General features: G+C 69.8%; 11 protein-coding genes. 8 read left to right on the top strand and 3 right to left on the bottom strand.

Going from position 1 to position 15,366, the window contains the following annotated elements:
* Position 1: 1 nt before the first annotated feature.
* Together manA and ACIBTM_RS03650 are read left to right on the top strand one after the other, a co-directional pair.
* Positions 2 to 1,225, top strand: a complete 1,224-nt coding sequence (gene manA / locus ACIBTM_RS03655; RefSeq protein WP_395875783.1) for a mannose-6-phosphate isomerase, class I — start codon at positions 2 to 4, stop codon at positions 1,223 to 1,225.
* A gap of 189 nt (positions 1,226 to 1,414) precedes the next feature.
* Complete coding sequence (locus tag ACIBTM_RS03650) at positions 1,415 to 1,924, top strand: hypothetical protein (protein ID WP_395875009.1); 510 nt, start codon at positions 1,415 to 1,417, stop codon at positions 1,922 to 1,924.
* 58 nt (positions 1,925 to 1,982) lie between these two features.
* Here ACIBTM_RS03650 and ACIBTM_RS03645 read toward each other — a convergent pair whose 3' ends face one another.
* Complete coding sequence (locus tag ACIBTM_RS03645; protein ID WP_395875008.1) at positions 1,983 to 4,982, bottom strand: BTAD domain-containing putative transcriptional regulator; 3,000 nt, start codon at positions 4,980 to 4,982, stop codon at positions 1,983 to 1,985.
* Positions 4,983 to 5,126: 144 nt separating this feature from the next.
* Here ACIBTM_RS03645 and ACIBTM_RS03640 point away from each other — a divergent pair, with 144 nt between their 5' ends.
* The 3 genes from ACIBTM_RS03640 (at position 5,127) to ACIBTM_RS03630 (ending at position 8,776) form a co-directional block, all read left to right on the top strand.
* A complete protein-coding gene (locus ACIBTM_RS03640) occupies positions 5,127 to 6,041 on the top strand; it encodes a cation diffusion facilitator family transporter (protein WP_395875007.1) in 915 nt (304 codons plus the stop codon).
* Positions 6,042 to 6,302: 261 nt separating this feature from the next.
* Positions 6,303 to 7,823, top strand: coding sequence for an amino acid permease (locus tag ACIBTM_RS03635; RefSeq protein ID WP_395875006.1), 1,521 nt, complete (start codon positions 6,303 to 6,305; stop codon positions 7,821 to 7,823).
* A 257-nt stretch (positions 7,824 to 8,080) separates the two neighbouring features.
* The gene (locus ACIBTM_RS03630) at positions 8,081 to 8,776 is read left to right on the top strand and encodes an LPXTG cell wall anchor domain-containing protein (protein ID WP_395875005.1); all 696 of its coding nucleotides are present in this window, start codon (positions 8,081 to 8,083) and stop codon (positions 8,774 to 8,776) included.
* A gap of 67 nt (positions 8,777 to 8,843) precedes the next feature.
* Here the strand turns inward: ACIBTM_RS03630 and ACIBTM_RS03625 are convergent, their stop codons facing one another.
* A complete protein-coding gene (locus ACIBTM_RS03625; RefSeq protein WP_395875004.1) occupies positions 8,844 to 11,138 on the bottom strand; it encodes a hypothetical protein in 2,295 nt (764 codons plus the stop codon).
* Positions 11,139 to 11,230: 92 nt separating this feature from the next.
* On the opposite strand from ACIBTM_RS03625, the gene ahcY reads away from it, so the two are divergent.
* Entirely contained in the window at positions 11,231 to 12,703 is a 1,473-nt protein-coding gene (gene ahcY, locus ACIBTM_RS03620) for an adenosylhomocysteinase (RefSeq protein ID WP_395875003.1), read from the top strand.
* Positions 12,704 to 12,771: 68 nt separating this feature from the next.
* Here ahcY and ACIBTM_RS03615 read toward each other — a convergent pair whose 3' ends face one another.
* Positions 12,772 to 13,767 (bottom strand): hypothetical protein, encoded by a 996-nt coding sequence (locus tag ACIBTM_RS03615; RefSeq protein WP_395875002.1) that lies wholly within the window; start codon positions 13,765 to 13,767, stop codon positions 12,772 to 12,774.
* A 250-nt stretch (positions 13,768 to 14,017) separates the two neighbouring features.
* On the opposite strand from ACIBTM_RS03615, the gene ACIBTM_RS03610 reads away from it, so the two are divergent.
* A complete protein-coding gene (locus ACIBTM_RS03610) occupies positions 14,018 to 14,584 on the top strand; it encodes a papain-like cysteine protease family protein (RefSeq protein WP_395875782.1) in 567 nt (188 codons plus the stop codon).
* Positions 14,581 to 15,348, top strand: coding sequence for a hypothetical protein (locus ACIBTM_RS03605; RefSeq protein WP_395875001.1), 768 nt, complete (start codon positions 14,581 to 14,583; stop codon positions 15,346 to 15,348). The genes ACIBTM_RS03610 and ACIBTM_RS03605 overlap by 4 nt, the downstream gene beginning before the upstream one ends.
* Positions 15,349 to 15,366: the final 18 nt, after the last annotated feature.

The following is a 15,366-nucleotide window of genomic DNA, read 5'->3' as shown; positions in this document are numbered from 1 at the left end:
AGTGGAGCTGCTGCGCAATGCCGTGCGGCCCTACGCGTGGGGGTCCAGAACGACGATCCCCGAGCTGCTGGGGCGCCCGGTGCCGGCGCCGCATCCGGAGGCGGAACTGTGGATGGGCGCCCACCCCGGCGACCCGTCCCACGTCATCGGCCCCGACGGCACCGAGCGGAGCCTGCTGGAGCTCGTCGAAGCCGATCCCGTCGGTCAGCTCGGCACGACCTGCGCCGACCGCTGGGGCGGCAGGCTGCCGTTCCTGCTGAAGATCCTCGCCGCCGAAGAGCCGCTTTCGATGCAGGCGCACCCGTCGGCCGCCCAGGCGGCGGAGGGGTACGCGCGCGAGGAGTCGGCGGGGATCCCGCGCGACGCTTCGAACCGCAACTACCCGGACCCGACGGCCAAACCGGAACTGGTCTGCGCGCTGACGGAGTTCCACGCGCTGGCGGGCTTCCGCGACCCGGAACGCACGATCGCGCTGCTGAAGGCGATCGAGACGCCAGGGCTGGCGAAGTACGCGGTGCTGCTGGAGGCCCAGCCGGATCCGGCCGGGCTGCGCGCGCTGTTCACCACGTGGATCACCCTGCCGCAGGCCGCGCTCGACGAACTGCTGCCCGAGGTCCTCGATTCGTGTGTGAAGCACGTCCAGGAACGCGGCGAGTTCGACGTCGAATGCCGGACCATCCTGGAGCTCGGCGAATCGCATCCGCGCGACGCGGGGGTGCTCGCGGCGCTGCTGCTCAACCGGCTCACCCTCAGCGCGGGCGAGGCGATCTACCTGCCCGCCGGCAATCTGCACCTGTACCTGCACGGCACCGCCGTCGAGATCCTGGCGAACTCGGACAACATCCTGCGCTGCGGGCTGACCCCGAAGCACGTCGACGTGCCGGAGCTGCTGCGCGTCGTCGACTTCGCGTGCGGGGAGATGCCGGTCCAGAGCGGCGAACGCGAGGAGCGCCTGTCGGTGTATCGCACCGACGCGCCGGAGTTCGAGCTGTCGCGGATCGAATGGGCCGCCGGGGACGACGGCGAGGTCGCCGTCCACGACGTCGGCCCGCAGATCCTGCTGTGCACCGCCGGTGGCCTGCTGGTCACGGCCGACGACGGCGAGCAGGTCGAACTCCGCCGCGGCCAGTCGGTGTGGCTCCCGGCCGCCGACCCGGCGGTCCGCGTGCGGCCGCTGTCCGGTGAGCGCACCCAGGTGTTCCGCGCCACCGCCGGCACCTGCTGATCCTCCTCCCGCGTTTCGTCCTCTGAACGCGGTACTTGCACGCGCAAGGACCGCATCCAGAGGACGAAACGCGCGCTTGGCCGAAGTGTGTGCGTTCCGTGTGGCGGCTTCCGCAACTATCGCCCGAAGGGGTGACCCGGCGCTTGGCGTCGGCTCGTCCCGGACATCGATAGCCAAGGAGCAGCAGTAGTGACTTCCCATCCCGACGCGGCGAGCGGACGCGCTTTCCGGGTGCCGGCCCCCGTGCGCCCCACCGCCCTGCTCGCCGCGCTCGGATTCGCCGTCGTGACCGCGCTCGTCCCGGTCGTCGACCTGGTCCTCCCGGTGCCGAGCGGCCAGGACCTGGTCGGCTCGGCGCAGGCCATGGCGGGGCTCGCCGGTGACGCGATCGAGTCGGTCAAGGCCGCGGGGAGCGGGCTGCACGAGCTCGCCGCGGGCGCGGAGAGCAGGCTGAACCTCCCGCTGGTCGTGCTCGTCTCGCTCGGCGCGCAGGTGCTGCTCACCGCCGCGCTGGTGGTGACGGGCACTCAGCCCGTCCGCGTGATGCTGACCGTCACCGGATTGATCAACATGTTCGCGGTCTCGCGACTCGGGCCCGCTTCGCCGCCGGTGTGGGACGCCGTGGCGAACGGTGTGCTGGCGATCGCGCTGGCCTGGTTCTCCGCCGGACGGCGGGAATCGCGGCTCGCCGCCGGGTGATCCCGGAGCGCTGGTGACTTCCGGGTGGTGCCCGTCTGAGGGGTCGGGCACCACTCGGTCAGGCCGGGGCGGGTTCGGTGAGCGACAACAGCAACCGGACGAGGGTCGAAGCGTTGGCGTCGTGGGGGACTTCCAATCGCTTCGCCTCTTCACCCGCCGCCTCGGCCGCCTCTGTTTCCCCGACGGCCTCGTACGCCCTGCGCAGCACGTGCAGGGTGAGGCCCGTCGCCGGTTTCCCGCCCATGGCGCGGAATTCGTCAAGACATCGGCGCAGCACGGGAATCGCGCGGTCGGCCCGGCCGTCGCCGATCCAGCTCGCCGCGATCGCGCGGGTGCAGGAAAGCTCTCTCGGCCGTTCTTCGAGTGCTCCGGCCAGCCGCCGCGCGTTCTCGTAGGCCTTCACCGCGCCGTCGCGCCGCCCGGCGCCCGCGAGGATCGCGCCCTGGGTGCGCAACGACTTCGCCAGCGCCGATTTCGCCGTCGTCCGGCGAAGGACCCGGACCGATTCCTCGATCGTCGCCAAGGCCTCCTCCTGGCGGCCGTCGAGCATCAGCGACCACGAAAGTCCTTGCAGGGCAACGCCGAGCTGCCGGTCGTCGGCCGATTCCCGTGCCTGGGCGAGGATCCGGCGATCGATTTCCAGCGCTTCGGAGATCTTGCCCAGCCGGTGCAGGGCGGCCGATTCCGCCCGGCTCGCGTGGGTGCCGGAATCCTCCACAGTGGACATTTCGCGGGCCTGGGTGGCGGCGTGCAGCGATTCCCCTGCCCGGCCGAGCCCGACCAGGCAGTGCGCCAGATTGGTCTCCACCCACACCCGGGTGGCGAGGTCGCCCAGCTCCGCCAATTCCTTCGAACATTCGCGATAACCCTCGGCCGCGCGTTCGTACTCGCCGCGAACATGCAGCAATACCGCCAAATTCGCCTCCGCGATGACGGCGATGTGCCGGTCGCCCGCCTCGCGGGCCGCGTCACGCAACGTCTCGTACGCCGTCCGCATATCGGTGTAATGACTGTGCATGTACAGATACGCGCTCAGTCTTTCCAGTATCCGCAACGCTTTCCGCCGCCAGCCCACGGCGCACAGCGACGAGACGGCGGAGACCAGGTTCGCCCGCTCCACGGAGAACCAGGTACCGGGATCGCGCAGCAGCCGCTCGACCAGTTCGCCGTCCAGCGGCTGCGCGGGGACGTCGTGATCCGACAACGGCATCGGCACCGTCCTCGGCAGGCGGCGGGCCGCCGTGTCGGCGAGGCACAGCGCCGCGTCCGACACCTTCGCGACGGTGGCCACCCGCTCGGCGCGGGTCTCCAGCTCCCGGCCCAGTTCCGTGGCGAACACGCGGACGAGGTCGTGCACGCGGAACCGCTGCTCGCCCGTCGGATCGAGACCGGTGGCTTCGAGCAGGCTGGCCTCGACGAGCTCGTCGATGGCCTCGTCGGCGCCTTCGTCATCGATCAGCGTCGACACCGCCCACGCGGGCAGGTCGAGGGTGCGGCAGCGCCCGATCAGCCGGAACGCGCGCCGCGCCGCCGGGCTCAGCGCCTGATAGCTCAACGCGATACTGCCGCGGACCTGGAGATCACTGACCTGGAGCTCGTCGAGGCGCGAGACCTCGTCCTCCAGCCGTCCGGCGAGTTTCCCCAGCAGCAGGCCCGGCCGCATCGCGAGCCTGCTGCCCGCGATCCGCAACGCCAGGGGGAGATTGCCGCAGGCCTTGGCGATCCGTTCCGCGTCGGCGCGTTCGGCGCCCACCCGGTCCGGCCCGGCGAGCCGGGCCAGCAAGGTCATCGCCTCGGCGCCGGACAGCGGCGCGAGCGGGAGACGATCCGCCCCGGCGAGCCCGGAAAGCCGTCGCCTGCTGGTGATCAGGACGGCGCTGCCCGGCGTGCCCGGCAGCAGCGCGCGGACCTGCTCAGGGCTCGCGGCGTCGTCGAGCACCACGAGTACCCGCCGATCGGCGAGACGGCCCCGGTAGACCGCCGCCCTGGCCTCGACGTCGTCCGGGATGGCGGGCCCGGTGACGCCCAGCGCGCGCAACAGGTCGCCGAGGACGGCGGAAAGGTCGCGAGGGTCGGAGGCGCCGGACAGCGGGACGAACAGCTGTCCGTCCGGGAAGGACCGGCGGAGCCTGTGCGCGGTGGTGACCGCGAGCGTGGATTTGCCCGCGCCCGGCTCGCCGGTGATCACCGCGACCGGGACGCCCGTGCCGTCGCCGAGCAGCCCGGAGAGCTTCGCGATCTCGCTCTCGCGGCCCGCGAGATCCGCGATGTCCGGCGGCAGCTGGCAGATCGGGAAGATCGGCGCGGTCTTGGCCGAGGGCACCGGATCCTCGCCGCGCAGCACGGCGGCGTGCACCCGGCGGACCTCGGCGCCGGGCTCCACGCCGAGTTCCTCGACGAGGGTGGCGCGCAGATCGCGGTGGACGGCCAGTGAATCGGCCTGCCGTCCGGCGCGGTGCAACGCGATCATCAGCTGCGCGGCCAGCCGCTCGCGCAGCGGATGTTCGGTGATCATCGCCTGGAGCTCGCCGGTGAGCTCGCCGTGCCTGCCGTCGGACAGTTCGGCGTCGACGCAGTCTTCGAAGGCGGCGAGGCGCTCCGACTCGAGCCGGGCGACGTCGGCGTCGAGCCGGGGGATGTGCAGTCCGGAAAGGACGGGCCCACGCCACTCCGCCAGCGCCCGGCGGTAGTGCCCGGCGGCCGCCGCCGGATCCCCCGCCCGCGCCGCCGCCTTCCCCGCCGCGACGGCTTCGCGGAAGGACAGCAGATCGAGGTCGGCGGGCTCGACGACCAGCCGGTAGCCGTGCGGTTCCCGCTCGATCTCCAGCCCCTCGAACCGGGCCCGCAGGCGGGAGACGTACGTGTGCAGATTGGAGGAGTACGACTTCGGCGGCGTGTCCGGCCAGAGCGTCTCGACCAGGGCGTCGACCGGGACGGACGAGTTCGCGTTCAGCAGCAGGACGGCCAGCAGGGCACGCTGATGATCGCCGCGCGGCGTCGTGCGCCGCCCGGGCGGGTCCTCGATCGTCAACGGTCCGAGCACGCCGAATCGCGGCACGGGCACCTCCCCAGGTCATGAGAGGGGCGAGACTAGCGAGGGGGCCCGACAATTCTGTGACCTGTCCCGCCCGTCGCGTACCGGCTCATCTGCACTGCTAGCCTTCGAACCCGGCATATCGGGACACCATTTGGGGAGTTGCAAGTGTCTGCAGGTGGCGGAACCAAGGCGATCATCGCCGCGCTCGTGGCGAACGCCGGAATCGCGGCCGCGAAGTTCACCGGCTTCCTCATCACGGGGTCGTCCTCGATGCTGGCCGAGTCCGTGCACTCGCTCGCGGACACCTCGAACCAGGGCCTGCTGCTGCTCGGCCAGAAGACCTCCCAGCGCAAGGCGACCAGCGCCCACCCGTTCGGCTTCGGCCGTGACCGGTACTTCTACTCGTTCATCGTCGCGCTGATGCTCTTCAGCCTCGGCTCGGTGTTCGCGCTGTACGAGGGCATCCACAAGATCTCGCATCCCGAGGACCTGACCTCGCCGCTGGTGGCGGTCGGCATCCTCGTGGTCGCGATCGGGCTGGAGTCGTACTCCTTCTACACCGCGATCCAGGAATCGAAGAAGATCAAGGGCGACGCGGGCTGGTGGGCCTTCATCCGCCAGGCCAAGACCCCCGAACTCCCGGTGGTGCTGCTCGAAGACGCGGGCGCGCTGCTCGGCCTCGTGTTCGCGCTCGCGGGTGTCGGGCTCTCCGTCATCACCGGGGACCCGGTGTGGGACGGCATCGGCACCGTGACGATCGGCCTGCTGCTCGGCATCATCGCGATCATCCTGATCATCGAGATGAAGAGCCTGCTGATCGGCGAGGGCGCCTCCGAGACCGACCTCGACGTGATCGTCGACGAACTCGCCGCGGGCAAGGTCGAGCGGGTCATCCACATCCGGACGCTGTACATCGGGCCGGACGAGATGCTGGTGGCCGCGAAGCTCGCGCTGGTGCCGGGGCTGGAGACCGCGGACATCGCGCAGGCCATCGACGACGCCGAAGCCCGTGTGCGGGCGAAGGTGCCGACGGCGAAGCTGATCTATCTGGAGCCGGACCTGGATCGCGCGCTGGCCTGACCCGGTCTGCTCGCCTCACGTGCCATGAACGGTCCTTTCCTTGCAAATTTCGCAAGGAAAGGACCGTTCCTTGCGTCGGCGGGAGGGAGACGGGCGGGCAAACGGGCAAACGGGCGAGTCCCGCCCGCCGTCCGGAGCAACTGTCCGTACTCCGCCGATTACCGCCGCGAACCCCGGCTACCTCGTTGCTCTCCCACCGCGCTGCCGTCACGACCGGGCGATAGGGTCCCTTGAACCGCAGTCAGGTGTAGGAGGTCAAGGGTGCCCGGAAACGGCCTGTGGCGTACGAAGTCCATCGAGCAGTCCATCGCGGACACCGACGAACCGGGAACCAAGCTCAGGCGGAACCTGAGCGCGTGGGATCTGACCGTCTTCGGCGTCGCCGTCGTCATCGGTGCCGGTATCTTCACGCTCACCGCGCGCACGGCCGGCGACTACGCGGGCCCGTCGGTGTCGCTTTCGTTCGTCTTCGCCGCCATCGCCTGCGCGCTGGCGGCTCTCTGTTACGCGGAATTCGCCTCGACCGTCCCGGTGGCCGGGAGCGCGTACACGTTCTCCTACGCCACCTTCGGCGAGTTCATGGCGTGGATCATCGGCTGGGATCTCATCCTGGAGCTCGCGGTCGGCGCGGCCGCGGTGTCGAAGGGCTGGTCCGCCTATCTCGAAACCGTGCTCTCCTACATCTTCGGCAAGGGCACGAAGACGTCGTTCGAGATCGGCGGCGTCCCCGTCGACTGGGGCGCCCTGATCGTGGTGCTGGTGCTGGCGACCCTGCTCGCCCTCGGCACGAAGCTGTCTTCGCGGTTCTCGATGGTGATCACCGGGATCAAGGTCGCGGTGGTGCTGTTCGTGATCGTGCTCGGCATCTTCTACATCAAGGGCTCCAACTACAGCCCGTTCATCCCGGAGGCCCAGTCCGGCGCCGAAACCTCGGCCACCGGGGTCGACCAGTCGCTGTTCTCGGTGTTCGCGGGCAGCAGCAGTAGCTCGTTCGGTGTCTTCGGTCTGCTGGCCGCGGCGTCGCTGGTGTTCTTCGCGTTCATCGGTTTCGACATCGTCGCGACCACCGCCGAGGAGACCCGCAACCCGCAGAAGGCCGTGCCCCGCGGCATCTTCGGCTCGCTCGCCATCGTCACGGTGCTCTACGTCGCCGTGTCGCTCGTGGTCGTCGGCATGGTGAACTACAAGGAACTCGCCACCTCGGCGGGTGACGGCGGCAAGAAGACGCTCGCGTCCGCGTTCGCGGCCAACGGCGTCGACTGGGCGGCCAACATCATCTCCGTCGGTGCGCTCGCCGGTCTGACGACCGTCGTCATGGTGCTGATGCTGGGCCAGATCCGGATCATCTTCGCGATGTCGCGCGACGGCCTCATGCCGCGTTCGCTGGCGAAGACCGGTGCGAACGGCACGCCGAAGCGGGCGACCATCGTCGTCGGCGGACTGGTCGCCGTCGCCGCGACCTTCTTCCCGGCCGACAAGCTGGAAGAGATGGTCAACGTCGGCACGCTGTTCGCCTTCATCCTGGTTTCCGCGGGTGTCATGGTGCTGCGCAAGACGCGGCCGGATCTGCCCCGCGCCTTCCGGGTGCCGTGGGTGCCGGTGGTCCCGATCCTGGCGATCCTCGCCTGCCTGTGGCTGATGCTGAACCTGACCGTTTTGACCTGGTTGCGGTTCATCGCGTGGATGGTGCTGGGTGTCCTCATCTACTTCGTCTACAGCCGTCGCCATTCGCTGCTCGGCAAGCAGAAGAAGGACGAGGTCCCGACGTCCGTTTCGGACTGATCATTCTCGTTTCGGCGGCCCACCATTCCTTTGTGGATGGTGGGCCGTTCTCGTGCCGGGGCGGTCCGGTCTCGGACAGGTAACACCTGGGGGTCCCGGTATCGCAGTAAAATCCGTGTGCGATACCGTCCGGGACCTTGCTTCCCCCTGATGGGTTAACGCGACTCCTGCAGATGCACCGCGAGTTGACCGCGTTCCCTCGGAGGTGGCGCCGCGCTTCGCTCGTTTGTCCCCCGATCGGTACAGGAGAGCTCCGAATGCAGACCAAGCCCAGACGGCGTTTCCGCTCCGCCGTCACCGTCGTCGCCCTCGCCGCGGTGGCCCTCGTCGGGACCGCCGGCACCGCCCTCGCGACCCGCAGCGACGACCGCGCGACCCAGGTCGTGGGTAGCAACGCCACCACCTGCGAGGGGGCGAAGGTCCCGGGCAAGCTGATCCCCGCCTCGGACCTGACCTTCACCGGTGGCACGGAGAAGGACTTGTACCTCGACATCACCGCGGTCGCCAAGGGCGTCACCGTCACGGCGATCGTGGTCAAGGGCGGTCACGGCTACAACGTCTACGTGCCCGGCGAGAAGGGGCTGCCCGAGAACCCGCCGTGGACGCAGCTGCGCTCGCCGCTGAACAAGGGTGACCAGCAGGCGCAGATCAGCCACTGGTTCGTCTGCGGTGAGAAGAAGACGCCGACGTCCGAGCCGACGAAGCCGGGCGAGCCGACGAAGACCACCACGGCCAAGCCGCCGACGACTGCCCCGACCTCCTCGGACAAGACCTCCGAAGCCCCGAGCAGCACCACCGCCCCGGCCCCCGTGGTCGACGGTAACGGCGGCAACGGCGGCGGCCTCGCGGACACCGGTTTCGACAACGCCTGGCTGCTGTGGGCCGGTGGCCTGCTGGTCCTGGCCGGTGCCGGCGTCCTGGTCCTGCTGCGCTTGCGCCGCAAGGCCGACTGAAACCACCGATAGCGCGTGAAGGCCCCCTTCCCTCGGCTCAGCCGAGGGAAGGGGGCCTTCACGCGCTTCAGCGCATCTGCGGGAAGTCCCCGAACAGCGAACCCTGCTCGCCCCAAGGATTCTTCGGCCGGGGGCGGCCGAGGCCGGCGGCCATCGCGACGGCGTTGTCCCATTCGGCGTCGACGACGTAGTCCGTGTGCTTGAGGACGCCGGGTGCCCAGCGGTGCCGTCCGGTCGGCCCGCGCATCGGGTCGGGCAGCCAATGATCGCCGCCGAGCACCAGGACACCGTGCTCGTCGGGCTCGGCGGCCAGCGGTCCGGTGCCTCCGCCGGGCAGGTAGCCGTCGCCCAGCAGTTTCCCCGCCACCACACGATGCCGCCACGTCGTGACGCCGCCGCCGAAGATGTCCGTGCCGCGGCACAACGCCCGCCAACGGCCGTCGAGACCTTCGTACAGCCCGGCCAATTGCGTCTGCGGCAGCATCGCGGGGAAGGCGCGCTGATAGCCCCATTGCAGCGGCGAGCCCGCGGTCAGCAGCCCGACGCGGTCACGATCCTCCGGCGGGAGATCGGCGATCACGCGCGCGGCGGCGAGCACGGTCAGCAGGCTGCCGAGGTTGTAGCCGGACAGCACGACCCGCGTGCCGGGGTCGGCCAGATGTTCCTTGACGCGGTCCGCGAGTTCCGGGACGACCTTGAGCGCGTAACTCGGCGGGACGGTCGGATGGGCGGCACGCGGCCAGAAGCACACGAGATCCGCCAGCGCGCCGAGGTGACGGCTGCGTTTGGGGGTCGTCGCGGCGGCGAACACGACCCGCAGCAGCCCCGCCGCCATCGCGCCCAGCGCGAACACGCCGATCGCGGAGATCGGCTTGGACCAGGCGCCCAGCGGGCCGAAACCGAAGCGCAGCACCAAGAGCACGACACCACCCGCCGCCATCGAGAGCGCCACGGTGAGCGCGAGATGGTGCAGATGCTTGCGTTCCCACGAGGCGCGGGCCCATACCCGGGCGGCCTCCTCTTCCTGTGCCTTGCCGATCTCCATGAGCGCGACGATCTTCGGGATGCCGCGGCGCAGCCGTCGCAACGGGACGGCGACCGCGAAGCCCAGCACACCGAGCACGACGGCGAGGGCGAGACCGGCACCCCACAGCACGGTCACCAGGGAGTAGGTGTCGGGCAGCCGGAGTTCGGTCGCGCCGACCAATTGCCGCAGCGCGACCGCGAGCCCCGCGCCGAACCCGCCGCCGAGCAGCCCGGCCAGCGCGACGACCGGCGCCGCGGCCCAGCCGCCGAGCCAGGGCCGCAGCCGGTGCGGCAGGTGCTTCCACGTCGACCGGCCGAGCAGGGCCGCCGGGACGAGCATCAGCGCGAACAGTATGGTCACCGTGACCATCGCGGCGCCCAGCGCTTCGACCGTCCCGTCCGCGCCGCCGAGTCCGCCGCCCGGCAGCCCCGCGGGCAGCGGTGTCCGGCGCACGACGGCGATCCCGACCAGTACGACGGCGAACGCGATCAGCCCGCCCCTGATCACCGGCCCGGCCGAGAAACCGACCGTCGAGGCCACCAGCGCGGCGAGGACGAGCGCCAGCGCGCAGATCCAGACGACCAGGTCGAATGTCCCCGACGGCAGCCGGAACGGCCCGCCGAGCAACGGAAGCGCGACACAGGTCAAGGCGGCGACGGTGTGCAGCGTGCGCAGACCCGGCGTCCGCGGCAGGTCCTGTGGTTGCAGGGGGCTCGAACTGTGGGCGCGGTGCACCCTGTTCCGCGATCGCCAGTCCGACGACGGGATCCGGTCGAGCACGAAGATCAGCGCCAGCAGCGGCAGTACCCCGATCGCCGTCCGCAGCGGTGCGAAGTCGCGCAGGAACGACGGCGCCCCTTCGAGACAGGTCGAACCCGGCGCGAGGCATTGTGCGGCGAAAAGGTCGAGCGAGACCACCGCGAGCTGGCTGATCAGCAACATCGTCAGCAGCAGTGAGGCCACTCGCAGCACCCCCCGGCAGGCTCCGGCGAGCAGCGCCGCCGACCGCTTGCCTTCCGGGACCGGCGGCAGCATCCAATGCGCGACGTTCGCCAGCGAGAACGGGAACAGCAGCGCCCACGTCGCCTTCGCCGCGCCCCCGGAGGTCATGCCGCTCCAGAGGTAGCCTTCGAGGATGCGCGGGATGGAACGGCCGAGCGCGGGCAGCACCGGACCGGGAGCGGGGCGGCGCAGCCGGTCCGACGGCCGGATCAGCCTGCCGACGCCGTCGCCCGCGACGTCGACCACCGACGTCGAATCCAGCAGGCTTTCACCGCTCGTGCCCACTAGCCCGGGTACGCGTATTTCGACGACGCGGGTATCGGGACCCGGCATGACCACGGTGAAGGCCTCCAAACCGTTCCAGTGGGGACTGAACCGACAACGGTACTGTTCCGATGTCATCCAACCTTGGAGGAAGCGCGCATATGACCCCCGAAAGCGTTGCCAAGCGGCACGACACCCGCAACGGCATCGAGTTCGCCGTCGCCGATCTCGAGGCCGCCGAGTTCGGCCGTAAGGAGATCCGCCTCGCCGAGCACGAGATGCCGGGCCTGATGGCGCTGCGCCGCGAATACGCCGAGGTGTATCCCTTGCGGGGAGCCCGGGTTTCGGGCTCGCTGCACATGACGGTACAGACCGCGGTGCTGATCGAAACCCTCGTCGCGCTGGGTGCCGAGGTGCGCTGGGCCTCCTGCAACATCTTCTCCACCCAGGACCACGCGGCCGCGGCGATCGTCGTCGGCCCGCACGGGACTCCCGAGGAGCCCAAGGGTGTTCCGGTGTTCGCCTGGAAGGGCGAGTCGCTGGAGGAGTACTGGTGGTGCACCGAGCGGATGCTGACCTGGGACGGCGAAGGTCCCAACATGATCCTCGACGACGGCGGCGACGCCACGATGCTGGTGCACAAGGGGACCGAGTTCGAGAAGGCGGGCGTCGTCCCGTCCCCGGACGAGAACACCTCGGACGAGTTCCGCGTGTTCCTGCAGCTGCTGAGCGCTTCGGTCGCGGCGGACACCGGCAAGTGGACCAAGATCGGCGAAGGCGTCCGCGGGGTCACCGAGGAGACCACCACCGGTGTCCTGCGGCTCTACCAGCTCGCCGCCGCCGGTGAACTGCTGTTCCCGGCGATCAACGTGAACGACGCGGTGACCAAGTCTAAGTTCGACAACCGCTACGGCATCCGGCATTCGCTGATCGACGGCATCAACCGCGGCACCGACGTCCTCATCGGCGGCAAGGTCGCGGTCGTCTGCGGTTACGGCGACGTCGGCAAGGGCGCCGCGGAATCGCTGCGCGGCCAGGGCGCGCGGGTGATCGTCACCGAGATCGACCCGATCTGCGCGCTGCAGGCGGCGATGGACGGCTACCAGGTCAAGAAGCTGGAGAACGTCCTCGGCGAGGCCGACATCATCATCACGACCACCGGGAACAAGGACGTCGTGCTCGTCGAGCACATGGCGCGGATGAAGCACCAGGCGATCCTCGGCAACATCGGCCACTTCGACAACGAGCTCGACATGGCCGGCCTGCAGCGTTACCCGGGCATCCGGCGCATCAACATCAAGCCGCAGGTCGACGAGTGGGTCTTCCCGGACGGGAAGAGCATCATCGTGCTGTCCGAGGGCCGCCTGCTGAACCTGGGCAACGCGACCGGGCACCCGTCGTTCGTGATGTCGAACAGCTTCTCCAACCAGGTGATCGCGCAGATCGAGCTGTTCACCAAGCACGAGGAGTACGACAAGGAGGTCTTCCGCCTTCCGAAGAAGCTCGACGAGAAGGTCGCGAAGATCCACCTCGACGCGCTCGGCGGTGAGCTCACGAAGCTGACCAAGGAGCAGGCGGAATACATCGACGTGGACGTCGAAGGTCCGTTCAAGACCGACCACTACCGGTACTGACCGCTGCTATGAACGGTCCGTTCCTTGCAAATTTTGCAAGGAACGGACCGTTCATAGCACGGGGGACGCTACTGCCACTCCACCTCGATGCCGGCCAGCCCCGGCCCGGCGTCGCTGAAGAAACCGCTGGTCACCCCGCCCATGTCGAGCGGCAGCTCCTCGGACTCGACGGGCACGGCGTCGTCACGCGTCCGGAACTGCCGGGTGCAGCGGGCGGGTAGCGCGCCGAGCGCGAACTTCAGCTGCACGAGGTAGCTGGAGCACTGGTCCCGCAGCATCCGGAAGTAGCCGGGCGACGCGGTGCCGGAGTCGTCGCGGACCTCGAAGCAGAACACGTGGATCTCGCCCTCGGCGAGCTTCCGGTCGAAGAGCAGTTCGGTGGCCATCGTCTCGGCTTCGGCGTTGCGCCGGATCCGGCCGACGCGGCAGCCCTCGGCGGTGATCAGCTCGACGTCGCCGATATTGCAGCCGGGGTCGCCGTTGTAGACGGTGACGTACCGGTCCGGGCCGTGGCGCCGCGCCCGGCACACCAGCCGGGTGTGCAGGCCGACCTGCCGGTGCGCGGTGTCGAAGGTGATCGTGTCGTGCACCGCGAGCATTTCGAGGTCGGCGTTGTAGCGGTTGGCCGACGGGTACGCGCCCAGTTCGGCCAGCAGCTGGTCGACGATCGAGCCCATGTCGCCGGACCGGATGTCGTGGAACGACGCGGCCATCTGATGCCCGCGCGCCCGCGCCGTCCGCGGTCCGATCAGTACGACGAGCGCGTCCGCGGGCAGCTGCAGCACCGATTCCAGCGCACGCACCGCCGGGAGCGCCTTGGGTACCTCCGGCTGGCGTAATCCGCGCTGCCAGTAGCTCAGCGTCGACTGTCCGATTTGGACGCCGCGGAGCCCGAGGTGGGCGCGGAGCCGGGCGAGGGACAGGCCGCGATAGGCGATCGCCTGGCGGAGCGCGTGGTGGAATTCGCCGCTGCGGAGGGCCTCGACGAGCTCCTTGGGCAAGGCTTCGAGCGGTTGACGTCGCGTGCCGTCGATGATCGTCGGGGTGTCCCCGTCTCGTGTCACCGCTCGTCCCTTCACCAGACCAGTGTGTGCGCTGAGCGTGAACACCGCGGAACGTTCACGTTAGCAGCGCACTGTGAACACTACGTCCCCCGTTCGGGGTTGTTGACCCCGGAAGAGTGACCGTTCCGGGGTGTGGAAACGCCCCGGAACGGTCCGTTCCGCCGAGTGCCCATCTTGCTCTGTGTGAGCCTGCTGTTCACCGTTGTGACCACATTGGTTCGCCATGGTGACCAGGAGGCCCGTCGTGCCTGTGTTCTCGAGGAGGGTTTGCGCCGCCGGCGCCGCGAGTCTCGTGGCGTGGCTGGCGATCCAGACCCCGGCGAGCGCGCTGTCCCCGGCGCCTGCCCGCCGGCCCATCGCCATGCAGACGCAGGAAAAGCCCCAGTGGTGCTGGGTGGCTTCCGGCAACACCATCGCGGCACACCACGGCGTTGCCGTCAGTCAGAACGAATTCTGCCGGATCGCCCACGACGAGCGACGCCGGGAGTGCGCCGACAAGCCGGGGACGCTGGGCGACGTCCGGCACGCCTTCGGCAAGCTCGGCTTCTCGGCCCCGGGGAACTACGTCAAGGGCCGCATCCCCTTCGCCGCCGTCCAGGCGCAGACCGGCGACGGCAAGCCCGTCCAGACGCGGGTCGGCTGGGCCTCGGGCGGCGGCCACATGCACGTCCTCTACGGCGCCGACGCCGGCCGGAAGTGGGTCTCGTGGGGGGATCCACTGCCCACCGGCAACCGCTACAACTGGTCGACCTACGACTTCTACTCGGCCAACAAGTCCTTCACCTGGACCCATACGCTCACCGGGATCCGGCGATGAGCGCGCGGCGGTTCCTCGGACTCGCCGGGCTGGTCGCCGTCGCGCTGCTGATCTCGGCGCCCGGAGCGCGCGCGGACCATCTGTCGGGTGAAGATCTCGCGGCCGCGAAGGCGGCTGCCGACGACCCCACGCTGCGTGCCGAACTCGGTCGCTTCTTCACACAAATGGGTGGTTCGAGCCACGCGCCATCGGTCAGCGTCATCGACGAATCCTTCCCGGTTTACGAGCTTTCGAGGGACTTCGTCGCCGGTGACGGCGCGGTCGCCGGACGGCTCGCCTACGTCGCGGTGCCGGTGACGGCGTCCGACGGGCAGACCGCGACCGTATGGTCGGTCCGCGGCGACGACGGCGCCTGGCGCGTCGGCAACATCGCGTCGGGCGATCGGGAAAGCGAACTGGCGCGGCGGTTGCCCGCCGGCGCGACGCTGCTCCACGAACCCCAGGTCGACGCCTGGTACGCACTGCGCGACGGCCAGGTGACGCTGCTCGACTCGGGCGCCAGCGGCTACGCGACCGGTGCTTCGGCCACTCTCGCGGAGTATCAGAAGACCGTCTCAGGCCGGTATGGCGACATGCTCGCGAGTTCGCCGTACGCCCAGGAGGGCAAGGCCGGCGGCTACAACGCCCAAGTGATGCCCCGCGGCGACGGCGGCCCCGCGCCCGACGCGCAGGACACCGGCTTCGTCCCGCTGCTGATCTTCGGCGGCTTGCTCCTCATCGGTGTCGCCGGCTTCTTCCTGCACTCGAAGAGGCGCGTCCCCTAGCGGACCGGTGGGCCGGAC

This window comes from Amycolatopsis sp. NPDC049868 (assembly GCF_044461365.1).
GTDB lineage: Bacteria > Actinomycetota > Actinomycetes > Mycobacteriales > Pseudonocardiaceae > Amycolatopsis.
Note: the sequence above shows the minus strand (reverse complement) of the source record. Positions and strands in the feature narration are given on the sequence as shown.

Excerpts from the sequence above, each read along its gene's own strand:
- ACIBTM_RS03605 (WP_395875001.1), top strand. The coding sequence starts at position 14,581 with ATGAGCGCGCGGCGGTTCCTCGGACTCGCCGGGCTGGTCGCCGTCGCG.
- ahcY (WP_395875003.1), top strand. The coding sequence starts at position 11,231 with ATGACCCCCGAAAGCGTTGCCAAGCGGCACGACACCCGCAACGGCATC.
- ACIBTM_RS03625 (WP_395875004.1), bottom strand. The coding sequence starts at position 11,138 with ATGCCGGGTCCCGATACCCGCGTCGTCGAAATACGCGTACCCGGGCTA.
- ACIBTM_RS03630 (WP_395875005.1), top strand. The coding sequence starts at position 8,081 with ATGCAGACCAAGCCCAGACGGCGTTTCCGCTCCGCCGTCACCGTCGTC.